At 60.8% G+C, this 21,483-nt stretch carries 19 protein-coding genes; 8 read left to right on the top strand and 11 right to left on the bottom strand.

Features of this window, described 5'->3' with window-relative positions; translation table 11 throughout:
- Positions 1–4: 4 nt before the first annotated feature.
- The 3 genes from QWI18_RS21365 to QWI18_RS21355 all read right to left on the bottom strand — a co-directional run bounded on the left by QWI18_RS21365 (position 5) and on the right by QWI18_RS21355 (position 3,074).
- Positions 5–1,618, bottom strand: a complete 1,614-nt coding sequence (locus QWI18_RS21365; RefSeq protein ID WP_369319779.1) for an NAD(P)/FAD-dependent oxidoreductase — start codon at positions 1,616–1,618, stop codon at positions 5–7.
- Positions 1,619–1,731: 113 nt separating this feature from the next.
- A complete protein-coding gene (locus tag QWI18_RS21360; RefSeq protein WP_065992615.1) occupies positions 1,732–2,412 on the bottom strand; it encodes a hypothetical protein in 681 nt (226 codons plus the stop codon).
- Positions 2,413–2,474: 62 nt separating this feature from the next.
- Positions 2,475–3,074, bottom strand: coding sequence for a short chain dehydrogenase (locus tag QWI18_RS21355; protein ID WP_369319778.1), 600 nt, complete (start codon positions 3,072–3,074; stop codon positions 2,475–2,477).
- A 104-nt stretch (positions 3,075–3,178) separates the two neighbouring features.
- Between QWI18_RS21355 and QWI18_RS21350 the strand changes: the two genes are divergently transcribed.
- Complete coding sequence (locus QWI18_RS21350) at positions 3,179–4,087, top strand: LysR family transcriptional regulator (protein ID WP_369319777.1); 909 nt, start codon at positions 3,179–3,181, stop codon at positions 4,085–4,087.
- A gap of 542 nt (positions 4,088–4,629) precedes the next feature.
- Here the strand turns inward: QWI18_RS21350 and QWI18_RS21345 are convergent.
- From QWI18_RS21345 to QWI18_RS21325, 5 genes are all read right to left on the bottom strand, one after another.
- Positions 4,630–5,331 carry an ABC transporter ATP-binding protein gene (locus tag QWI18_RS21345; RefSeq protein ID WP_065992624.1) on the bottom strand — a complete coding sequence of 234 codons (702 nt, stop codon included), beginning with the start codon at positions 5,329–5,331 and terminating at the stop codon, positions 4,630–4,632.
- The gene (gene livG, locus QWI18_RS21340) at positions 5,332–6,099 is read right to left on the bottom strand and encodes a high-affinity branched-chain amino acid ABC transporter ATP-binding protein LivG (RefSeq protein ID WP_065992627.1); all 768 of its coding nucleotides are present in this window, start codon (positions 6,097–6,099) and stop codon (positions 5,332–5,334) included. It lies immediately after the preceding gene.
- Positions 6,099–7,361: a high-affinity branched-chain amino acid ABC transporter permease LivM gene (locus tag QWI18_RS21335; RefSeq protein ID WP_065992632.1), complete on the bottom strand. Its 1,263-nt coding sequence runs from the start codon at positions 7,359–7,361 to the stop codon at positions 6,099–6,101. Before QWI18_RS21335 ends, livG begins: the two co-directional genes overlap by 1 nt.
- Positions 7,358–8,284: a high-affinity branched-chain amino acid ABC transporter permease LivH gene (gene livH, locus QWI18_RS21330; protein WP_065992637.1), complete on the bottom strand. Its 927-nt coding sequence runs from the start codon at positions 8,282–8,284 to the stop codon at positions 7,358–7,360. The genes QWI18_RS21335 and livH overlap by 4 nt, the downstream gene beginning before the upstream one ends.
- Before the next feature lie 215 nt (positions 8,285–8,499).
- Positions 8,500–9,627 (bottom strand): branched-chain amino acid ABC transporter substrate-binding protein, encoded by a 1,128-nt coding sequence (locus QWI18_RS21325; RefSeq protein ID WP_065992639.1) that lies wholly within the window; start codon positions 9,625–9,627, stop codon positions 8,500–8,502.
- Between the two features lie 327 nt (positions 9,628–9,954).
- On the opposite strand from QWI18_RS21325, the gene QWI18_RS21320 reads away from it, so the two are divergent.
- Both QWI18_RS21320 and QWI18_RS21315 read left to right on the top strand, forming a co-directional pair.
- Entirely contained in the window at positions 9,955–10,254 is a 300-nt protein-coding gene (locus tag QWI18_RS21320) for a DUF2288 domain-containing protein (RefSeq protein WP_369319776.1), read from the top strand.
- A gap of 283 nt (positions 10,255–10,537) precedes the next feature.
- The gene (locus QWI18_RS21315; protein WP_369319775.1) at positions 10,538–11,893 is read left to right on the top strand and encodes a spinster family MFS transporter; all 1,356 of its coding nucleotides are present in this window, start codon (positions 10,538–10,540) and stop codon (positions 11,891–11,893) included.
- A 91-nt stretch (positions 11,894–11,984) separates the two neighbouring features.
- On the opposite strand, the gene rapA is transcribed toward QWI18_RS21315, so the two are convergent.
- Positions 11,985–14,831: an RNA polymerase-associated protein RapA gene (rapA, locus tag QWI18_RS21310; protein ID WP_369319774.1), complete on the bottom strand. Its 2,847-nt coding sequence runs from the start codon at positions 14,829–14,831 to the stop codon at positions 11,985–11,987.
- A gap of 205 nt (positions 14,832–15,036) precedes the next feature.
- On the opposite strand from rapA, the gene QWI18_RS21305 reads away from it, so the two are divergent.
- From QWI18_RS21305 to ccoM, 3 genes are all read left to right on the top strand, one after another.
- Complete coding sequence (locus QWI18_RS21305) at positions 15,037–15,384, top strand: aspartate-semialdehyde dehydrogenase (RefSeq protein ID WP_065992645.1); 348 nt, start codon at positions 15,037–15,039, stop codon at positions 15,382–15,384.
- A 66-nt stretch (positions 15,385–15,450) separates the two neighbouring features.
- Positions 15,451–15,612 carry a hypothetical protein gene (locus tag QWI18_RS21300; RefSeq protein ID WP_167355831.1) on the top strand — a complete coding sequence of 54 codons (162 nt, stop codon included), beginning with the start codon at positions 15,451–15,453 and terminating at the stop codon, positions 15,610–15,612.
- Between the two features lie 132 nt (positions 15,613–15,744).
- Positions 15,745–15,861 (top strand): cytochrome c oxidase subunit CcoM, encoded by a 117-nt coding sequence (ccoM, locus tag QWI18_RS21295; protein WP_296310393.1) that lies wholly within the window; start codon positions 15,745–15,747, stop codon positions 15,859–15,861.
- Between the two features lie 111 nt (positions 15,862–15,972).
- Here ccoM and QWI18_RS21290 read toward each other — a convergent pair whose 3' ends face one another.
- Entirely contained in the window at positions 15,973–16,443 is a 471-nt protein-coding gene (locus QWI18_RS21290) for a MaoC family dehydratase (protein WP_065992646.1), read from the bottom strand.
- Between the two features lie 39 nt (positions 16,444–16,482).
- Positions 16,483–17,427 (bottom strand): lysophospholipase, encoded by a 945-nt coding sequence (locus QWI18_RS21285; protein ID WP_369319773.1) that lies wholly within the window; start codon positions 17,425–17,427, stop codon positions 16,483–16,485.
- 226 nt (positions 17,428–17,653) lie between these two features.
- On the opposite strand from QWI18_RS21285, the gene fadD2 reads away from it, so the two are divergent.
- Together fadD2 and fadD1 are read left to right on the top strand one after the other, a co-directional pair.
- Positions 17,654–19,342, top strand: coding sequence for a long-chain-fatty-acid--CoA ligase FadD2 (gene fadD2, locus QWI18_RS21280; protein ID WP_369319772.1), 1,689 nt, complete (start codon positions 17,654–17,656; stop codon positions 19,340–19,342).
- A gap of 356 nt (positions 19,343–19,698) precedes the next feature.
- Positions 19,699–21,396 carry a long-chain-fatty-acid--CoA ligase FadD1 gene (gene fadD1 / locus QWI18_RS21275; protein ID WP_369319771.1) on the top strand — a complete coding sequence of 566 codons (1,698 nt, stop codon included), beginning with the start codon at positions 19,699–19,701 and terminating at the stop codon, positions 21,394–21,396.
- The last annotated feature ends 87 nt before the right edge of the window (positions 21,397–21,483 follow it).

Raw genomic sequence — 21,483 nt, 5'->3', positions numbered from 1 at the left:
GGGCTTAGCCAGCAATGCCCAATATGTCGCGGGCCAGTGCTTCGGCGATGCGGATCCCGTCGACACCGGCCGACAGGATGCCGCCGGCATAGCCTGCGCCTTCGCCCGCCGGGAACAGACCCTTGACGTTCAGGCTTTGCAGGTCTTCGCCACGGGTGATGCGCAGGGGCGAGGAGGTGCGCGTTTCGATGCCGGTGAGGATCGCGTCGTGCTGCGAGAATCCTCTGATCTGCTTCTCGAACGCGGGCAGCGCCTCACGAATGGCTTCGATGGCGAAGGCGGGTAGCGCGTCGGCAAGGTCGGTCAGCTTTACGCCCGGCTTGTAGGAAGGTTCAACGGTGCCCAGCGCCGTTGACGCTTTCCCCGCGATGAAATCACCCACCAGCTGCGCCGGGGCTTCGTAGGTTTCGCCGCCCATGAGGTAGGCGTGGGACTCCAGACGCTCCTGCAGTTCGATGCCGGCCAGCGGGCTGCCCGGATAATCCTGCTCGGGCGTGATGCCCACGACAATGCCGGAGTTGGCGTTGCGCTCGTTGCGCGAGTACTGGCTCATGCCGTTGGTGACGACACGGTTGGGCTCCGAGGTTGCTGCCACTACGGTGCCGCCGGGGCACATGCAGAAGCTGTACACCGAACGGCCGTTCTTGGCGTGGTGCACCAGCTTGTAATCGGCAGCGCCAAGCTTCGGGTGACCGGCGTGCTTGCCCAGTCGCGCGCGGTCGATCAAACCCTGAGGGTGCTCGATGCGGAAGCCGACCGAAAACGGCTTGGCCTCCATGAACACGCCGCGGCCGTGGAGCATGCGGAAGGTGTCCCGGGCGCTATGGCCCAGCGCCAGAATCACGTGCCGGGAGTCGATGCGCTCGCCGCTGTCGAGCACAATGCCCTGCATCTGGCCGTCTTCGATCAGCACATCGGTGACGCGCTGCTGGAAACGCACTTCGCCGCCCAGCGCTTCGATCTGATGACGCATGTTCTCGACGACGCCGGTCAACCGGAAGGTACCGATGTGCGGCTTGCTGACGTAGAGAATTTCTTCCGGCGCGCCGGCTTTGACGAACTCGTGCAAGACCTTGCGGCCAATGAATTTAGGGTCTTTGATCTGGCTATAGAGCTTGCCGTCAGAAAACGTTCCCGCGCCGCCCTCGCCGAACTGCACGTTGGACTCCGGGTTGAGCACGTTCTTGCGCCATAGGCCCCACGTGTCCTTGGTGCGCTGACGAACTTCCGTGCCGCGCTCCAGAATGATCGGCTTGAAGCCCATCTGCGCCAGCAACAGGCCGGCGAAGATCCCGCACGGGCCGAAGCCGACAACCAGCGGACGCTGGTTCAGCTCGGCAGGGGCGTGGCCGACCATCTTGTAACTCACGTCCGGGGCCGGACCGATGTGTTTGTCGTGGCTCATGCGCTGAAGCAGGGCGGCTTCGTCGCGCACCTGAAAGTCGACGGTGTAAATGAACTGCAACTCAGTGGATTTCTTGCGCGCATCGTAGCTGCGCTTGAACAGGGTGAAATCCAAAAGCTCGTCGCTGCCGATGGCCAGGCGCTGCAGAAGTGCGGGGCGCAGTTCGTCGTCCGCATGGTCCAGCGGCAGTTTGAATTCGGTGATTCGTAACATTGAAAGATCCGGTTTCGGGCCGCAGGATCGGCCCGGCAGCACTACAAGAGCGCGCGATTATAAGCCACATTGGGCAGGGAGCGGTGGCCCGAGCGACGACATCCGCCACTCCATCAATCGTTACGCATCGCGCCAAAGTACGCGCAACCGCGCTGAACCTGGCCATTGACCCGCAGTTCGGCGGTCAGGTGCTGGACCGAGCCGTTCGACGGGTCCACACAGCGCAGCGGCGCGACGTAGAGCTCGACGTGTTGATTGTTGGCGTCGGTGATCAGGTTGAAGCGGCCCTCGGGCATCTGCTCTTCCATGTAGGGCACAGCGAACGGCTCTTTGCCTTCGCGCTCAAGCACCAGACCCTTGCCGCTGGCGTTCAGGTTCCATTTCGGACCGTTGCCGCTGGCATGAATGGTCAGGCGCTTGAAGTTGGGGTCCTCGCAGGCACCGCTCGGGCGCTCGACGCGGTAGAGCTGATAAATGTCAGCCTGACCGTCACTGCCCTGGGCCTTGCTCGCGACGAAGTTGCCGCGAACATCGGCGAACGCTTTGCCGTTCTTGTCCACCACCGAAGCGGCTTCCTGCAGGACGCCGGTGTTGCCCTTGTCGGTCACTGCATAGCGGCGCTGTTCATTGCACGGAGCGAAGAACAGTTTGCCGCCGTCACCGCTGAGGGTGCCCTGCATGCGGATCATGCCGGCCGTCGACACCTTGCTGTCATTCGACGACAGGGGCATCAACTGGCAGCCGGCAAACAGGGGCAACAAGGCAAACATCAGGGCGGAACGAGCAGCGGACATGGGACGGTCTCCAGACAAGTGCCGCCACGTTACTCAGCCTGCTCGCTCATCACAAGGGGTGATTAACCGACGCGATACGTCTGTCCGGTTTGTAGCCCTTCGACACTTTTTGCATACGCCAGTGCGACATCTGCTGCCGGAACAGGCTTGAAGCCGCGGAAGTATGGCGCGTAGCTGTCCATGGCTGCGACCAGCACGTTGGGGCTGACCGAGTTGACGCGCATGCCGCGCGGCATCTCGATGGCGGCGGCGCGCACGAAGGCGTCGATGGCACCGTTGACCAGGCTGGCAGACGCCCCGGTGCGAATCGGCTCGATGCTGGTGATGCCGGTGGTGAAGGTGAAGGACGCGCCGTCGTTGGCGAATTCCCGGCCGATCAGCAACAGATTGACCTGACCCATCAGCTTGTCGCGCAGGCCCAGGGCGAAGGAATCGCCCGTCATTTCGCCGAGCGGCGCGAAGGTGACATTGCCGGCCGCGCAAATCAATGCGTCGAAAGGGCCCGTCCGTTCGAATAGTTTGCGGATCGAGTCGCTGTCACTAATATCGACGTGCTCGTCTGCGCCGGTTCTGCCGATGCGAACGACCTCGTGGCGTGGCGCCAACTCTTTCTCGATCGCCGAGCCGATGGTGCCGCTGGCGCCAATCAATAGAATTTTCATGATGCGGTTTCCCCTGGTATGGATCAGGCGCTCAGTGTGAGTCGCCATTTCCCACGGATACAGGGGCTAAACGGCAATCCCGGTTTGTCAGAAAGGAAACAATCATGAGCGAAATGGACGACCTGGCCGCGTTCGCGATGCTGGTGGAGGCCAACAGCTTCACCCTGGCCGCGCAATGGCTGGACACCAGTACCAGCCAACTGTCCAAGCGCATCAGCAAACTGGAAAAAAACTTCGGCGTGACGCTGCTCCATCGCACCACCCGCAGCCTGACCCTGACCTCGGCGGGCGCCATTCTCCTGCCCGAGGCCCGCGCACTGCTGGCCCAGCGCGACCGCGTCCGCGACGCCATGGCCTACCTGAGCGAAAGCCTGATCGGCACCGTGCGCCTGACCGTGCCGGTGTCATTGGGGGAAACTTTTTTCGAAGGCCTGCTCAGCGAATTCGCCCACAACTACCCCGATGTGCAGGTTGGGCTAGACCTCAACAACCACTTCCGCGACATGCGCCGTGATGGCTTTGATCTGGGCATACGCTCCAGCGTGGGCATTGACGAACGCCTGGTGGCCAAGCCGTTGCTGTCGCTACAGGAACTGACCTGCGCCAGCCCGGACTACCTTGCTAAACATGGCACCCCGCAAACGCCGGAAGAACTGCGCGTGCACCGATGCCTGCTCAACAGCCACCACAGCGGCCGTGAGTCGTGGGCTTACCACCAGAAACACGAACTGACCCGCGTCAACGTCCGCGGCACCTTCGCCAGCAACCACTACGGCCTCCTGAAAAAAGCCGCCCTCGTCGGCGCCGGCATCGCCCGCCTGCCGTCCTATATGGTGCATGAGGAACTGAAAGCCGGGCGGCTGCACTGGCTGCTGCGCGATTACCAGACGCCGGTTTCATCGCTGTACCTGGTCCATCCCTTTGAGGGACGACTGCCGAGAAGGGTGAAGGTCATGGCTGACTACCTGACCGAATGGTTCGAGCGCAGCACTGCGGTGCTGGAAACGCTCTGACGGCGCGAAAACTGGCTTCGCTGTTTGGGCGACAACAGAGCTGACGCAGAGCGTCAAGGGATGCATTAACGATCATCAACAGGTCGAGCGCGGGGCGATCAGGCAGGTTTTAACATTCAAAATTGATGGTGCAACCACTGGCCTCTTCCCGGCTAAAGCCAGTCCTACAACAGCACCAGCGTACACCCCGCAGAACCAGCGGCGATCCCCGTAGGACCGGCTTCAGCCGGGAAGCCTTTGATCTGCTTTAAAAGCGCTTTTGATCTTCAAACACAAGATGCCCAGACACCACCAAACGCGACTTGGGTGCAGGCTGAACGGAGGTTTCGCGCAGTGGGCCGAGCCGCATGGATGCGGCGAGAGCGCCGTCAGGACAGGGATGTCCGTTCGGCGCGGGCCCACGGAGCGAGACCGGAGTGAAGGAACCCGACGAAGTCGGGCCCAACCGAGAGCAGGCACTTTTGGTTACTTTTAGTGCTTTTTAAAAGTAACTCGCCGAAGGCGAAACAGTCTGCCCCCAGGCAGACGCCCTTGATCCTGCTTTACCCGCCTAAATAAGCATCCCGCACTTTCGGATCGACCAACAACTCCGCCCCCGACCCCTGCATCACCACCCGGCCATTCTCCAGAACATACGCACGATCAGCGATCTTCAACGCCTGATTCGCATTCTGCTCCACCAGAAACACCGTCACCCCATCCCGCCGCAACTGCTCAACAATCTCGAAAATCTGCTGAATAATAATCGGCGCCAGACCCAGCGAAGGCTCATCCAGCAACAACAACTTCGGCTTACTCATCAACGCACGCCCGATCGCCAGCATCTGCTGCTCGCCGCCCGACATCGTCCCGCCGCGCTGATTGAACCGCTCCTTCAAGCGCGGAAACAACTCAAGCACCTTATCCATCTGCACCTGATAATCGGCCTTGTCCGTAAAGAACCCGCCCATCGACAGATTCTCCTCCACCGTCAGACGCGCAAACACCCGACGGCCCTCCGGCACCACCGCAATACTCTTGCGCATGATCACCGACGACTCCAGACCCACCAGCTCCTCACCCATATAACGGATGCTGCCACTGTGTGCGCGCGGCGAACCGCACAGCGTCATCAACAGCGTCGACTTGCCCGCGCCATTGGCGCCGATCAGCGTGACAATCTCGCCCTGCTGCACATCGATGCTGACACCGTGCAAGGCCTGGATCTTGCCGTAGAACGTGGAAACGTTATCGAACTGCAGCATTTACGCTTCCCCCAGATAGGCTTTGATCACTTCAGGATTGTCACGGATCTGCTCGGGTGTACCATCGGCCAGCGGCGTGCCCTGATTGATCACCACGATATGGTCGGAAATACTCATGACCAGCTTCATGTCGTGCTCGATCAACAACACCGTCGCGTTGTGCTCGTTGCGCAACACGCCGATCAGCGCTTTCAGGTCTTCGGTTTCTTTCGGGTTCAGACCGGCTGCCGGCTCGTCGAGCATCAGAATGCGCGGGCGCGTCATCATGCAGCGGGCGATTTCCAGGCGGCGTTGCTGACCGTAGGCCAGCGTACCGGCAGGACGGTTGGCGAACTCCTTCAGATCGACCGCTTCCAGCCAATGCTCGGCATATTCCATCGCCTCGCGCTCGCTTTTGCGATACGCCGGGGTCTTGAACAGGCCGGAGAGGAAATTCGTGTTGAGATGGCGGTGCTGGGCCACCAGCAGGTTTTCCACCGCCGTCATTTCCTTGAACAGGCGCACATTCTGGAACGTTCGCACCACGCCTTTACGGGCGATTTCATGGCCAGCCAGGCCCTGGATCGGCTCGCCGTCCAGCAGAATCGTCCCGGAGGAGGGTTTGTAGAAGCCTGTCAGGCAGTTGAACACGGTGGTTTTGCCGGCGCCGTTCGGGCCGATCATCGACACCACCTGTTTCTCGTGGACGGTCAGACCGACGCCGTTGACGGCCAGGAGACCGCCGAAGCGCATGCACAAGCCGGACGCTTGCAGAAGTGGACGGCTCATCAGCGCTCCCCCTTGAGTTTCATGACGGGACGCTGCATCGGCAGGAAGCCCTGGGGACGCCAGATCATCATCAGCACCATTAAGGCGCCGAAGCCGAGCATCCGGTATTCGCTGAATTCGCGAAGCAGTTCAGGCAACAGAATCATCACGACGGCGGCGAGAATCACCCCCAGCTGCGAGCCCATGCCGCCCAGGACCACGATGGCGAGGATGATCGCCGACTCCAGAAAGGTGAACGACTCCGGCGTGATCAGACCCTGACGCGCGGCGAAGAAACTGCCGGCGAAACCGGCGAATGCAGCGCCGAGGGTGAAGGCCGACAGCTTGATGATGGTCGGATTCAGACCCAGCGCGCGGCAGGCGATTTCGTCTTCACGCAAGGCTTCCCAGGCGCGGCCGATGGGCATGCGGAGCAACCGGTTGATCACGAACAGCGCCAACAGCGCCAGCAGCAGGGCGATCAGGTAGAGGAAGATCACCTTGTTGATAGAGTTGTATTGCAGGCCGAAGTATTCGTGGAACGTCTGCATGCCTTCTGCTGCCTTGCGCTCGAACGACAGGCCGAACAGCGTTGGCTTTTCGATGTTGCTGATGCCGTTCGGGCCGCCGGTGATGTCGGTCAGGTTACGCAGGAACAGGCGAATGATTTCACCAAAACCCAGCGTCACGATGGCCAGATAGTCACCTCGCAGCCGCAGGACCGGGAAGCCCAGCAGGAAGCCGAAAGTCGCCGACGCCAACCCCGCCAGTGGCAGACAGATCCAGAAGCCGAAGCCGAAATAGTGCTGCAGCAGGGCGTAGGTGTACGCGCCCACGGCGTAAAAGCCGACGTAGCCGAGGTCAAGCAGACCGGCCAGACCGACAACGATGTTCAGGCCCAGGCCGAGCATCACGTAGATCAGGATCAGGGTCGCGATGTCCACTGCGCCGCGCGAACCGAAGAACGGCCACACCAGCGCCGCGATTACCAGCGCGCCGAGGAACCAGCGCTGGGTCGAAGGCAGGGTCAGAAAGTTGCTGGTCTTGTCGGACATCAGCTGTTTCTGCGGACGCGAACGCCACATGGCGCTGATCTGTTCGTTGAACAGCACGCGCAGGAACATCAGAAACGCGGCGGCGAAAATCACCAGCACGGTGGTGGTGCTGGCGCCGACCACCGCGAGATTGATCCCGACGATGTCCAGTTTGAGCCCGAGGATCGGGTAAGCGACGGCCAGCACCAGCACTGCGCTGAAGAGGGCCGATTTGAGATTCCTGGTCATACTTTTTCAACCTCCGGACGGCCGAGCAGGCCGGTTGGCCGGAACAACAACACCAGTACGAGAAGACCGAACGCCACCACATCCTTGTACTGGTCGCCGAAGATGTCGGCGCCAAAGGCTTCGGCGATGCCCAGCACCAGACCGCCGAGCATCGCGCCCGGGATACTGCCGATGCCGCCCAGTACCGCGGCGGTGAAGGCTTTGATGCCGACGAGGAAACCGGCGTTGGGGTTGATCACGCCGTACTGCATGCTCAGCAGGACCGCAGCGACCGCCGCCAAAGCCGCGCCGATGACAAAGGTCAGGGCGATGATGTTGTTGGTGTTTATCCCCAGCAGGTTGGCCATCTTGATGTCTTCGGCGCAGGCACGGCAGGCGCGACCCAGGCGAGAGCGGGAGATGAACCAGGTCAGACCAAGCATGGCCACCAGCGTGACGATGAAGATGAGGATCTGCATGTACGAGATCACCACTTCATGGGTGCTGCCGGGGCCGAAAACGAAGTTGCCGGGAATGAGGTTGGGGATCGATTTGTCTTTCGAGTCCTGCGACAACAGCACGGTGTTCTGCAGGAAAATCGACATGCCGATGGCGGAAATCAAGGGGATGAGGCGGTTGCTGCCGCGCAGCGGGCGATAGGCCACTCGCTCGATGGCGTAACCGTAGGCGCTGGTCACCACAATACTGGCGACGAAGGCTGCGGTAATCAGCAGGGGCAGGCTGTCCAGGCCAAGCATGGTCAAACCGGCCAGGGCGATAAACGCCACATACGACCCGATCATGTACACCTCGCCGTGGGCGAAGTTGATCATGCCGATGATGCCGTAAACCATGGTGTAGCCAATGGCAATCAAGGCGTAAGTGCTGCCAATGGTCAACCCATTAACCAGCTGTTGAAGAAAGTGATAGAGATCTATCGGCATTGCTGAGTGCTCCTAAAAACCTGCCTGGTGTTTCACTGGTGGTGTCTTTTTCCCGCTCGCGCGTCGTGATCTACGTCCGCGTCCGGCACGAGCCCAGTGGTTCACTGGTGCGGTTTCAAGATGTTCAGGGATCGGAATTCTTATGAAATTCGCTGCCCAGCTAAAACAAAGCCCACTGCGGTTGCAGTGGGCTTCGGGTAAGCATGAAGGCTGCGTTATTTCACAGGGGCTTCAGTCTTGGTGCCATCTTTGTGCCAGGTGTAAACGACGAATTTGAAGTCTTTCAGGTCACCCTTGGCGTCGAACGACAGATCGCCGGTAGGGGTCTTGAACGTACCGGCGTGGATGGCCGCTGCCACTTTGGCGGTGTCTTCGGACTTGGCGGTCTTGATCGCGTCGGCAATTACCTCAACAGCGGCGTAGGCCGGGAACACGAACGGACCGCTCGGGTCTTCTTTCTTCGCCTTGAACGCGGCGACCAGCTCATTGTTGGCCGGGTCCTGATCGAAGGATTTCGGCAGGGTGACCAGCAGACCTTCGGACGCGTCCTGAGCGATCTGCGAGATGGACGCGTTGCCCACGCCTTCCGGACCCATGAAGCCGGCTTTCAGGCCTTTTTCCTGTGCCTGACGCAGGATCAGACCCAGTTCAGGGTGGTAGCCGCCGTAGTAGACGAAGTCGACGTTGGCTTGCTTCATCTTGGCGATCAGCGAGGAGAAGTCCTTGTCGCCGGCATTGATGCCTTCGAACAGCGCGACTTTCACGCCGTCTTTTTCCAGGGTCTGCTTGACGGCGGTGGCGATGCCTTCACCGTACTGCTGTTTGTCGTGGATGACCGCAACGATCTTCGGCTTGACCTGCTTGGAAATGTACTCGCCAGCGGCCGGGCCCTGGGCGCTGTCCAGGCCGATGGTGCGGAAGATCATTTTGTAACCGCGGGCGGTGATTTCCGGGCTGGTGGCTGCCGGGGTCACCATGATGATGCCTTCGTCTTCGTAGATGTCCGAAGCTGGCTGAGTGGAGCTGGAGCAGAGGTGACCGACCACGAACTTGACGCCGTCGTTGACCACTTTGTTGGCGATGGCGACCGCTTGTTTCGGGTCACAGGCATCATCGTAATCAACCGCTTCAAGCTTCTTGCCGTCGACGCCGCCTTTGGCGTTGATCTGGTCGATGGCCATCTTGGCGCCGCTGAACTGCATGTCGCCGTATTGGGCCACAGCACCGGTTTTCGGGCCGGCGATGCCGATCTTGATGGTGTCAGCTGCGAACGAGTGACTGGCAACCCCCGCCAGAACCAGTGCGGCAAACAGCTTGGAAATCTGATTAATACCCTTAGTCATGATGCTCCACTCTTGCGTTGTAGTTTTTATAATCCTGACGGCCGAAGCGGCAGGACCGGATTGAATCTCCAGGCCGCACCCCCAGCAACTGTACCGGAACAGTTTAGAGCGCCGGTCGAGCGCTTGAATAGCTGGCTGCGGGGGACAAAACCTGCGGATGTCGCTTAATCGACAGAAAGATACACAATCAGGCTGGTGGTTTCGCCTTGTCGGACGACGAACCGATTGGCCTGCGCGAACTTCTCTGCAATCAATCACTTGAATCCGGGTTTGTCGGTATGAAAGGCGGCGCTATGATTGCGCCGATTTCCAATACGGTGAAAACCCATGACGCAAGAACCTAGCACCCTCTATGCCAAACTGCTTGGCGAAACCGCTTCGATTACCTGGAAAGAATTGCAACCGTTCTTTGCGAAGGGTGCCCTGTTGTGGGTCGAGCCGACGCTGGATTTGATCGCCGTGGCGCAGGCATTTGCCGAGAACAGCGAGGCGCAAGTGGCGGCATGGGTTGCGAGTGGAGAAGTCGGCAAGGTCTCTGAATCAAAGGCTCTGGATCTTTTGGGGCGCGATCCGACGCTGTGGGCTGTGGTCGTTGCACCCTGGGTGCTGATCCACGAAAGGGCGTGACGCGCTTATGTGCTCAAAAAGGGTGCGTCCAATGATGGCGAAGTGGGTAGGGCGGTAACTCCCCGTGTGTCCCCGGTAGCGAAATCGCTCACCTGACTGCTCACATAATCGGGCGCCTCGCGTCCTGCAGAGTCGGGATTGCTGCGTGATCGGGGCGGGTCTTACATGGGCCGGTATCAGCGGGGCGAATGTTCACAGACAGAGTGCCAAGGGGTGACTAGATTTCAGGCACACCGGAAACGTCAGCCGGGACAGCCTCCTCTAACAAGAAAGAGATCGCCCCATGGACCACTCAACTCAGGCAAGGAACGCTTGGCGCGTTCTGTTTTTGCTGTTTCTGGCCAACCTGTTTAATTTCTTCGACCGCACGATTCCCGCGATCATCATCGAGCCCATCCGCAAGGAATGGTCGCTGAGCGACTTTCAACTCGGCATCATCGGCACCGCCTTCACGCTGGTTTACGCCGTGGCCGGCCTGCCGTTGGGCCGCATGGCTGACAACGGTTCGCGGCGCAAGTTGATGGGTTGGGGCCTGGCGGTGTGGAGTGGGCTGACGGCGGTGAACGGTCTGGTCGGCAGCTTCTGGGGGTTTCTGCTGGTGCGCATGGGCGTGGGCATCGGCGAGGCCAGCTATGCACCTGCGGCCAACTCGTTGATCGGCGACCTGTTCCCGGCCCACCGCCGGGCCCGTGCCATGGGGATTTTCATGCTCGGCCTGCCACTCGGGCTGCTGCTGGCATTCTTCACCATCGGCGCGATGGTCCAGGCGTTCGGCAGTTGGCGCGCGCCGTTCTTCATCGCCGCGGTGCCGGGGCTGGTGCTGGCGGTGTTCATGTTCTTCATTCGCGAACCGGCCCGGGGCGCCGCTGAAAGCGTGGCCATTTCCCAGGATAAAATCGACCGACCCATCCGCCGGGTGCTCTCGATTCCTACGTTTCGCTGGCTGGTGCTCGCCGGTCTGGCGTTCAACTTCGCCACCTACGCGTGCAACTCGTTCATGGTGCCTATGTTGCAGCGCTACTTTTTGCTGCCTTTGCAGGAAGCGGCAATGGCGACCGGCATGATCGTCGGCGTGACCGGGCTCGTTGGCCTGACGGTCGGCGGCTGGGTGGCGGACAAGCTGCACCAGCGCTGGAGCAACGGCCGTCTGATGTTTGCCGCCCTGAGCATGGTGGTCGCGACGCTGTGTACCGGTTATGCGCTGCACGCCGGGCGCATAGAGATCGGCGTGTTCGTCGGGGTGTTCAGCCTCGGCTGGCTGTTCTCTTATAACTTCTACACCTGCGTTTACACCGCCATTCAGGACGTGGTGCAGCCCCGGCTCCGCGCCACGGCCATGGCGCTGTTTTTTGCCGGTCTGTATCTGCTGGGCGGCGGGTTGGGGCCGGTGGTGGTAGGGCTGCTGTCGGACCACTTCGCCCACTCGGCCATGTACGCCGCGCAGGTCGAACAGATGACCGAACCGTTCAAGGCGGTGGGGCTGCACGATGCGATGTATCTGATACCGGTGGCGTTGTTTTTCGTGTTGGTGTTTCTGGTGAAGGCGTCGACGTGTTTCAGCGCCGATGCGCAGCGGATGCGCGATGGGATGGTGGCGGATGAGCCGGTAGGGCGGGGGGTGAAGCCGTCGGTGGCTTAAGCGAAAAGGGGACAGATTTATTTACGGTGAAGCGCTGTAAATAAATCAGTCCCCTTTTACGGTCCCCTTTTACGGCCCGAGTCTTGTTGGTTTAGCCGGCGACAAGCACCCGAATGGCTTCGAGGCGCAGCGCGGCTTTTTCCAGCATGGCCAGGCCTTGCTCACGTTGCTCACGCAGCGCCGTCAGTTCGCTGTCGCGGACCGTCGGGTTGACCGCTTGCAGGGCCGTCAGACGCGCCAGTTCTTCTTCGGTGTCTGCGGCCAGACGTCGCTGTGCTTCCGCCACACGTTCAGCGTGCTTGGGCGCGATCTTGCTTTCGGCGGCGTTGATCTGCGGGTTCAGCACGTCACGCTGGGCCTGGATGAACTTGTTGGCGCTGGCCCGGGGCACGCTTTCCAGCTGACCGTTCAGGGTGGTGAAAGACACACGGCCCGACAGGTCGTTGCCGTTGCCATCCAGCAGGCAACGCAATGCAGCCGGCGGCAGGTAGCGGCCCAACTGCAGCGAACGCGGCGCGACCACTTCACTGACGTAGAGCAACTCCAGCAGCACGGTGCCGGGTTTCAGCGCCTTGTTCTTGATCAATGCCACCGCGGTGTTGCCCATCGAGCCGGACAGCACCAGATCCATGCCGCCCTGCACCATCGGGTGTTCCCAGGTAATGAACTGCATGTCTTCGCGAGCCAGCGCCTGATTACGGTCGTAGGTGATGGTCACACCTTCGTCGTCGCCCAGCGGGAAGCTGGCGTCGAGCATCTTCTCGCTCGGCCGCAGAATCAACGCGTTCTCCGAATGGTCCTCGCTGTCGATGCCGAACGCGTCGAACAGGGTTTCCATGTAGATCGGCAGGGTGAACTGATCGTCCTGCTCAAGGATGGCTTCCACCAGCGCTTCGCCTTCGCCCGCGCCGCCGGAATTGAGCTCCAGCAGGCGGTCGCGGCCGGTGTGCAGTTCACTCTCCAGACGCTCGCGCTCAGTACGGGCTTCGTTCACCAGGGCCTGCCAGTCATCCTCGTCACCGCCATCGAGCTGCGGTAACAGGCGCGGGCCGAACGTATGCTGCAGCGCATTGCCGGTCGGGCAGGTGTTGAGGAAAGCGTTGAGCGCTTCGTGATACCACTGGAACAGCCGCTCTTGCGGGCTGGTTTCCAGATACGGCACGTGCAGCTCGATGATGTGCTTCTGGCCGATCCGGTCCAGACGACCGATACGCTGCTCCAGCAGATCCGGGTGCGCGGGCAGATCGAACAGCACCAGATGATGGGAGAACTGGAAGTTGCGGCCTTCACTGCCGATTTCCGAACAGATCAGCACTTGGGCGCCGAACTCTTCGTCGGCGAAGTAGGCCGCCGCGCGGTCACGCTCGAGGATATTCATGCCTTCGTGGAAGACTGTCGCCGGGATGCCGGAGCGCACGCGCAGCGCGTCTTCCAGATCCATCGCGGTTTCGGCGTGGGCGCAGATGACCAGCACCTTCACGCGCTTGAGCATTTTCAGCGTGTCGATCAGCCATTCAACCCGCGGATCGAAGCGCCACCAGCGTTCTTCTTCACTGCTCTCGCCAATCGCCTGGAAGCTGACTTCCGGGTACAGGTCGGCGTGTTCGCCAATTGGCAGCTCGAGGTATTCGGCCGGGCAGGGCAGGGGGTACGGGTGCAGTTTGCGCTCCGGGAACCCTTGCACGGCGGCGCGGGTGTTGCGGAACAGCACGCGGCCTGTGCCGTGACGGTCAAGCAGTTCACGGATTAGACGGGCACTGGCTTCGGCATCGCCGGCGGCAACAGCGGTCAGCAGTGCCTCGGCTTCGGCGCCGAGGAAACCACGGATGGTCTCGTTGGCCTTGGGCGACAGCGTGCCTTTGTCCAGCAGCTCCTGAACGGCCTCGGCCACCGGGCGATAGTTTTCGCTCTCGGCGCGGAAGGCGTGCAGGTCATGAAAACGGTTCGGGTCCAGCAGGCGCAGACGGGCAAAGTGGCTGTCCTGACCGAGCTGCTCAGGGGTTGCCGTCAGCAGCAGAACCCCGGGAATCACTTCGGCCAGCTGCTCGACCAATGAGTATTCGCGGCTGGCCTTTTCTTCGTGCCAGACCAGGTGATGAGCCTCATCGACCACCAGCAGGTCCCAGCCCGCCGCAAACAAAGCGTCCTGGGCCTTCTCGTCTTCAACCAGCCATTCCAGTGACACCAGCGCCAGTTGCGTGTCTTCGAACGGATTGCTGGCATCGCTTTCGATGAAGCGTTCGGCATCAAACAGCGCGACCTGCAGGTTGAAGCGGCGGCGCATTTCGACCAGCCACTGGTGCTGCAGGTTTTCCGGCACCAGGATCAGCACCCGGTTGGCGCGGCCCGACAGCAACTGGCGGCGGATGACCAGACCGGCTTCGATGGTTTTACCCAGACCCACTTCGTCCGCCAGCAAGACCCGCGGCGCGATACGGTCAGCGACTTCACGAGCGATGTGCAACTGGTGCGCGATTGGTTGTGCGCGCACGCCGCCCAGGCCCCACAGCGAGGATTGCAGCTGGCGGCTGGTGTGTTCGAGGGTGTGATAGCGCAGGGAGAACCACGGGAGTGGGTCGATCTGCCCGGCAAACAGGCGGTCGGTGGCCAGGCGGAACTGGATGAAGTTCGACAGCTGGGTTTCCGGCAGGGTCACCGGCTGGTTTTGCGCGTTGAGGCCGTGGTAGACCAGCAGGCCGTCGACGTCGTCGACTTCGCGGACGGTCATCTTCCAGTTTTCGAAGTGGGTGATGGTGTCACCCGGCGAGAAGCGCACCCGCGTCAGCGGCGCATTGCGCAAAGCATACTGGCGCGTGTCGCCAGTGGCCGGATAGAGCACGGTCAACAAGCGGCCGTCCTGTGCCAGAACGGTGCCCAAACCCAGCTCGGCTTCGCTGTCGCTAATCCAGCGTTGCCCCGGTTGATACTGCTGCGACATGCTGCCTGACTCCCGCCTTGAAAAAGCCGACTATGTTAACGGAACAAGGCGCCCAGGCCAAAGCCACATTGTAAAAACCCCCGGATATAGTGGGGGGCGTGGCTGAACGGGCACTTGCTGCGAAAAACATAGTCGAAACTCGCGCTTGAATCGGCTCAAGTCGACGAAACGGCAGCCGACAGCTTGATAACAGGAGACCATTACCATGCTGCCACCGCTGATCCCATTGAGCGCGGCCCCCGTGACTTCGCAGCTGGACCCGGTCAAACCCACCCCGGACATCCCGCCGGTAACGCCGATTCAAAAGAGTTCGAGCGAAACCAATATCGACATGGGCGAACGTGACCGCGAGCAGGCCGAATTGCTGCTGCGCGAAGAACAACGCCGCCATCAACGCCGCCGCAGCGACCGGCGCGTGGCTGACCGTCACCCCGATCTGCAAGAAGGCCCGGCCATTCCCGGGGATTTCCTCAATGCCGACGACACTGTGCCGGTGGTCCCGATCATCGACGACGAGCCACGCCAGGGCCTGTGGGTCGACCTGAAGGTCTGAGGCGCTGGTCAGCGCCGCTGCGATTGCGCATTATTGGCGGCAACAGGTATTCACGAGCGATACGCCATGAGCGATGACGACAAACTGGTAGACCTGAGTGCCGAACGCGCCAAGCGTGTTCACGACCTCAATGACAAACGGCTGAACGAAGTCCGAAGCGCGTTCGAACAGGCCATGCCGCTGGGCAAGGGCAAGAAGAAAGCCAAGAGCAAACCGAAAAAACGCTGACCCCGCCTCCCGTTCGTCCCCCGCCTGCCGGCTGCTGTTTGCGATTCACGCCGGCATTGACCTGAGTCAATTTCTCCCGCTACCCCTCTGGTTACTCTGCGCCTGTCAAAGGCTGAAGCAGAGGGCACGCGCATGTTTCTCGACCACGCAGTGATAGCCGGCGTCATGGCGGTGGGGCTGATGATGGTGATTTATTCAAGCGTCGGACTGTTCATCTGGAAAGACTCACCCCGGCGCGGCAGACGCTGAGTTTTCCATACAAAGAGCACGCAAGGCATTTTGGGCAACTTCGGTTGCCCATTTTTTTTGCGCGGTGGTTGTGCGTGCTGATTGCTGCGCCGGGAGGATGCTGGCGGCGGCTCAACCCACGGTGATGGGCGGCAGATCGGCCAGGGTCACGGTCTGCAGCTTGCGTGGCGCAAGGATCTCGGCCTCGCCATCCACCACCAGTTCATCGTTCTGATTGAACACGCGAGTGGCGATGCGCACGCGGAATTTCGGCAGTTTCTCGAGTATTTCCAGGCGCACGGTCAGGGTGTCGCCGATCTTCACCGGCTTCTGGAAGGTCATCTGCTGACCCAGGTAAATAGTGCCCGGGCCAGGCAGTTCACAGGCCACTGCCGCGCTGATCAATGCGCCGCTGAACATGCCGTGGGCGATGCGATCCTTGAACATGCTCTTGGCCGCGAACTCAGCGTCCAGGTGCACCGGGTTGCGGTCGCCGGACATCTCGGCGAACAGCTGGATGTGACGCTCCTCGACGGTTTTGCTGTAGCTGGCGGTCTGGCCGACTTCAAGGGATTCGTACGGCGTGTTGGTGACTTGGGTCATGGGGTGTCCTGTGACAGTTGGGAAAGATGAACCACCGGGTCATTCGCTGCGGCGCGGCCTTGGCTGCTGCAGCGCCTGTTCAAGCCAGGCAAGCAGGTCATGGGTGACCTCTTCACGATTGATCTCCAGGAAAATCTCGTGACGCGCCTGCGGGTAGACCTTCAGCGTAACAAACGGGTGGTCGGTGCCGCTCAGAGCGTCGGCCAGATGCGTGAGACGCTTGCCATCGCTCACCGGATCACATTGGCCACCGATAATCAGGATGGGCAGTCCGCAATCGATCTGCGCCAGGTTCGAACGCTTGCTGATCTGTTGCAGGCCGCCAAGCAGGTCCATCCACAACTGATTGGTGCAGCGAAAGCCACACATCGGGTCATGGCTGTACGCGTCGACCTCGGCCGGGTCGCGGTTGAGCCAGTCATAGCAGGTGCGTACGGGCTTGAATCGTTTGTTGAACGAGCCGAACGACAGGTGCTCGATCAACGCGCTGCGACCCGCCGGCCCTTGGCGCCAGCGTTCAAAACGAGCAACCAGCGCCGCCGAGCGGTAGAATGCGACCGGATGGTAATTCGAGCCGCTGAGAATCGCCCCTTGCACACTGGCGCTGTGGTGCAGCAAATACCCCTGGGCGATGTAACTGCCCATGCTGTGACCGAGCAGGAACACCGGCACGCCCGGATGGCGCACCGCAATCGACGCTTTCAGCGTGGCGAGGTCGCCGACCACTTTGTTCCAGCCGTCCTGATCGGCGAAATGACCCACAGTGCCATGGGAGGCCGAATGGCCGTGGCCACGCTGATCGGCGGCATACAAGGCGAAGCCTGCCCGCATCAGTGCCCCGCCGAGTCTGTCATAGCGCCCGCCGTGCTCAGCCATCCCGTGGGAAAGCATGACCACCGCCCGGGCATTGCCCATCGGCCTCCAGGTCCGCACATAGAGACGACTGTGATCTTGAGCGTCCAGCCAAAAAGCTTCGTGTTCCATCGCGTTTTCCTGGCCCCTGTAAAAAGTTGTCTCAAAAAACGCAGTGGCGAGCGCTTTGCTTGAGTGTATAGCGGTAGCCGGATGGCAGGCTGGTTACCCGCAAGATTCACACCGGTGATGACGTGGCGACGACTATTTGCCTTCTATGCCATAGCTGCTAACGTCCGGCAAACGCCCGTTTAAATACCACGGGGCCAGTACACTCAGGTAAGAGGATAAAAACAACATGCAACCTGAATTCTGGAACGACAAGCGGCCCGCTGGCGTTCTTTCTGAGGTGGACCTGCAGGCGTACACATCGGTGATCGAAGTGTTCGAGCGCAGTTGCCGCCAGTACGCCGATCGGCCGGCCTACAGCAACATGGGTGTCACCCTGAGTTACGCAGAGCTTGAGCGCCAATCGGCGGCGTTCGCCGGTTACCTGCAACAGCAGACTGACCTCAAACCCGGCGACCGCATCGCCGTGCAGATGCCCAACCTGATCCAGTACCCCATCGCCGTATTTGGCGCCATGCGGGCCGGCCTGATCGTCGTCAACACCAATCCGCTGTACACCGCCCGGGAGATGCGCCACCAGTTCAAGGATTCCGGCGCCCGCGCACTGGTCTATCTCAACGTCTTCGGCAAGAACGTGCAGGAAGTGCTCGCGGACACCGATATTCAGTACCTCATCGAAGTGAAGATGGGCGACATGCAGTCGGCGGCCAAAGGCTGGCTGATCAACACCGTGGTCGAAAAGGTCAAGAAGCTGGTGCCCGCGTACCACTTGCCCCAGGCCATCCCGTTCAAACGTGTGCTCAAGCTGGGCAAGGGCGATCGTCTGCAACGGGTGCCAATGGCGCTGGATGACGTCGCTGTGCTGCAGTACACCGGCGGCACCACCGGTTCGCCGAAAGGCGCGATGCTGACCCACGGCAATCTGGTCGCCAACATGCAGCAGGTCTATGCCTGCATGCAGCAGCACGGGCCCGACGGGCGGCCGATCTTCAAGCAGGGCAGCGAGATCATGGTGGCGCCGCTGCCGCTTTATCACATCTATGCGTTCACCTGTAATTGCATGTGCATGATGGTCAGCGGCAATCACAACCTGCTGATCACCAACCCGCGGGACATCAGCGGCTTCATCAAAGAGCTGAAGAAGTGGAAGTTCTCGGCGATGCTTGGCCTCAACACGCTGTTCGTGGCGCTGATGGACCATCCCGAATTCAAGAATCTGGATTTCTCGACGTTGCGCCTGACCAATTCCGGCGGTACCGCGCTGGTCAAAGCCACCGCCGAGCGCTGGCTGCAATTGACCGGCTGTCCGATCGTCGAGGGCTACGGCCTGACCGAAACCTCTCCCGTCGCCACCGCCAACCCCTATGGCACTCAGTCCAGGCTGGGGACGGTGGGTATGCCGGTGCCGGGCACCACGGCGAAGGTCATCAGCGACGACGGTGCCGAGCTGCCTGTGGGTGAGCGCGGCGAGCTGTGCCTCAAGGGGCCGCAGATCATGCTCGGTTACTGGAACAAGCCAGAGGCCACCGCCGAAGTGCTGGACAGCGAAGGCTGGCTGAAAACCGGGGATATCGCGGTGATCGATCCGGACGGGTTCATTCGTATCGTGGACCGCAAGAAGGACCTGATCATCGTTTCGGGCTTCAACGTCTACCCGAACGAGATCGAGGACGTGGTCTCGCGGCATCCGAAAGTCGCGAACTGTGCGGTGATCGGCGTTCCGGACGACCGTTCGGGCGAAGCTGTGAAGCTGTTCGTGGTGCCGAGGGATGCCACGCTGACCAGCGAGGAGTTGAAGGCATACTGCAAGGAGAACTTCACCGGCTACAAGATTCCCAAGCAGATCGTGCTGCGTGAGTCGTTGCCGATGACGCCTGTGGGGAAAATCCTGCGGCGCGAGCTGCGGGATATCGCCTGATCGGGCATCGCTTCCTTCCCCTGAGCTTTACCCGCACAAAACGGCGTGATGATCACGCCGTTTTTTTGCCCGGTGTTTGGCTTCAGGGTTTGAGGGGGCCGCATAAATGAACATCACCGTAGGATATTTCCGACATTTAGGTTCATTGCTCTAAACGTGACCGTGGCCTATTCAAGAGTCAGGTATGTGACTGGAGAGCCCGCTTTTGGCTCTAGGCGGCCTTTGGCAAAGCTGATACGCTCGCCCCGCTTTTTGTGCCAACGGTCAACAAAAAGCGGTTACTACAATATTCCAAACACAAGAAATCATCGCATCAAGCGGTGTGTAGAAACGCTGTTGCTGAGGAGTCGGCTTTTATGCTCGAAAACTTCTGGAAGGATAAATATCCGACAGGTATCGCTGCCGATATCGATCCGGATCAGTATCCGAACGTACAGGCCGTATTGAAACAGTCCTGCGAGCGTTTCGCCAACAAACCTGCGTTCAGCAACCTGGGCAAGACCCTCACCTACGGCGAAATGTACGCGCTGTCCGGTGCCTTTGCGGCGTATCTGCAACAGCACACCGACCTGCAACCGGGCGATCGCATCGCCGTGCAGTTGCCCAACGTGCTGCAGTACCCGGTCGCGGTGTTCGGTGCCATTCGTGCCGGGCTCATCGTGGTCAACACCAACCCGCTGTACACCGCGCGGGAAATGGAACACCAATTCAACGACTCCGGCGCCAAGGCGCTGGTTTGCCTGGCGAACATGGCGCACCTGGCCGAGAAGGTCGTGCCCAAGACCGGCGTCAAGCACATCATCGTCACCGAAGTCGCCGACCTGCTGCCGCCGCTCAAGCGCCTGCTGGTCAACAGCGTCATCAAGTACGTGAAGAAGATGGTTCCGCCGTTTCACCTGCCCAAGGCGGTCAAATTCAACGACGTGCTGGCCAAGGGGCACGGTCAGCCGGTGCGGGATGTTTCGCCGACCGGCGACGATGTCGCGGTGCTGCAATACACCGGCGGCACCACCGGCGTGGCCAAGGGCGCGATGCTCACCCACCGCAACCTGATCGCCAACATGCTGCAATGCCGGGCGCTGATGGCGGCCAACCTCAATGAAGGCACGGAGATTCTGATCACGCCGTTGCCGCTGTACCACATCTATGCGTTCACCTTTCACTGCATGGCGATGATGCTGAGCGGCAACCACAACGTGCTGATCAGCAACCCCCGTGATTTGTCGGCGATGGTGAAAGAGCTGTCGAAGTGGAAGTTTTCCGGCTTCGTCGGGCTCAACACGCTGTTCGTCGCGCTGTGCAATAACGCCGACTTCCGCCACCTGGATTTCTCCTCGCTCAAGCTCACCCTGTCGGGCGGCATGGCTCTGCAAACCGCGGCAGCCGAGCGCTGGAAAGAGGTCACCGGCTGCTCGATCTGCGAAGGTTACGGCATGACCGAGACCAGCCCGGTGGCGTCGGTCAACCCGTTCCAGAAGATCCAGATGGGCACCATCGGCATTCCCGTGCCTTCGACCCTGTGCAAGACCATTAATGACGCTGGCGAAGAGCTGCCGGTCGGCGAAGTGGGCGAGTTGTGCATCAAGGGTCCGCAGGTGATGAAAGGCTACTGGCAAAATCAGGCGGCCACCGACGAGATGCTCGATACCGACGGTTGGTTGAAGACCGGTGACATCGCAATCATCCAGCCGGATGGCTACATGCGAATCGTTGATCGCAAGAAAGACATGATTCTGGTCTCCGGCTTCAACGTGTACCCGAACGAACTGGAAGACGTGCTGGCGACCCTGCCCGGCGTCCTGCAGTGCGCGGCCATCGGTATCCCGGACGAGAAATCCGGCGAGGCGATCAAGCTGTTCGTGGTGTGCAAACCGGGCACGACCCTGAGCAAGGATCAAGTCATGGAGCACATGCGTGCCAACGTCACGGCTTATAAAGTGCCGCGTAGCGTGGAATTCCGCGACGCCCTGCCGACCACCAACGTCGGCAAGATCCTGCGCCGCGAACTGCGTGACGAAGAACTGAAAAAGCTGGCGCTTAAGAAGCCCGCCTGAGTCAGCCCTGACACCAACAGACCCCGCCAGCGTGGTCGGCCTAATGGCCTCGGGTTTCGCCTTCGGCGAGTTACTTGGAAAAGCCCC

The organism is Pseudomonas sp. W2Oct36, from assembly GCF_041060465.1.
Lineage (GTDB): Bacteria > Pseudomonadota > Gammaproteobacteria > Pseudomonadales > Pseudomonadaceae > Aquipseudomonas > Aquipseudomonas graminis_B.
Note: the sequence above shows the minus strand (reverse complement) of the source record. Positions and strands in the feature narration are given on the sequence as shown.

Coding starts and splice junctions, on each gene's coding strand:
- QWI18_RS21355 (WP_369319778.1), bottom strand. CDS start 3,074: ATGAAAATTCTATTGATTGGCGCCAGCGGCACCATCGGCTCGGCGATC.
- fadD2 (WP_369319772.1), top strand. CDS start 17,654: ATGCAACCTGAATTCTGGAACGACAAGCGGCCCGCTGGCGTTCTTTCT.
- QWI18_RS21305 (WP_065992645.1), top strand. CDS start 15,037: ATGCTGCCACCGCTGATCCCATTGAGCGCGGCCCCCGTGACTTCGCAG.
- fadD1 (WP_369319771.1), top strand. CDS start 19,699: ATGCTCGAAAACTTCTGGAAGGATAAATATCCGACAGGTATCGCTGCC.
- QWI18_RS21345 (WP_065992624.1), bottom strand. CDS start 5,331: ATGCTGCAGTTCGATAACGTTTCCACGTTCTACGGCAAGATCCAGGCC.
- QWI18_RS21285 (WP_369319773.1), bottom strand. CDS start 17,427: ATGGAACACGAAGCTTTTTGGCTGGACGCTCAAGATCACAGTCGTCTC.
- livG (WP_065992627.1), bottom strand. CDS start 6,099: ATGAGCCGTCCACTTCTGCAAGCGTCCGGCTTGTGCATGCGCTTCGGC.
- QWI18_RS21335 (WP_065992632.1), bottom strand. CDS start 7,361: ATGACCAGGAATCTCAAATCGGCCCTCTTCAGCGCAGTGCTGGTGCTG.
- QWI18_RS21290 (WP_065992646.1), bottom strand. CDS start 16,443: ATGACCCAAGTCACCAACACGCCGTACGAATCCCTTGAAGTCGGCCAG.
- ccoM (WP_296310393.1), top strand. CDS start 15,745: ATGTTTCTCGACCACGCAGTGATAGCCGGCGTCATGGCGGTGGGGCTG.
- QWI18_RS21320 (WP_369319776.1), top strand. CDS start 9,955: ATGACGCAAGAACCTAGCACCCTCTATGCCAAACTGCTTGGCGAAACC.
- rapA (WP_369319774.1), bottom strand. CDS start 14,831: ATGTCGCAGCAGTATCAACCGGGGCAACGCTGGATTAGCGACAGCGAA.
- QWI18_RS21315 (WP_369319775.1), top strand. CDS start 10,538: ATGGACCACTCAACTCAGGCAAGGAACGCTTGGCGCGTTCTGTTTTTG.
- livH (WP_065992637.1), bottom strand. CDS start 8,284: ATGCCGATAGATCTCTATCACTTTCTTCAACAGCTGGTTAATGGGTTG.
- QWI18_RS21325 (WP_065992639.1), bottom strand. CDS start 9,627: ATGACTAAGGGTATTAATCAGATTTCCAAGCTGTTTGCCGCACTGGTT.
- QWI18_RS21360 (WP_065992615.1), bottom strand. CDS start 2,412: ATGTCCGCTGCTCGTTCCGCCCTGATGTTTGCCTTGTTGCCCCTGTTT.
- QWI18_RS21300 (WP_167355831.1), top strand. CDS start 15,451: ATGAGCGATGACGACAAACTGGTAGACCTGAGTGCCGAACGCGCCAAG.
- QWI18_RS21350 (WP_369319777.1), top strand. CDS start 3,179: ATGAGCGAAATGGACGACCTGGCCGCGTTCGCGATGCTGGTGGAGGCC.
- QWI18_RS21365 (WP_369319779.1), bottom strand. CDS start 1,618: ATGTTACGAATCACCGAATTCAAACTGCCGCTGGACCATGCGGACGAC.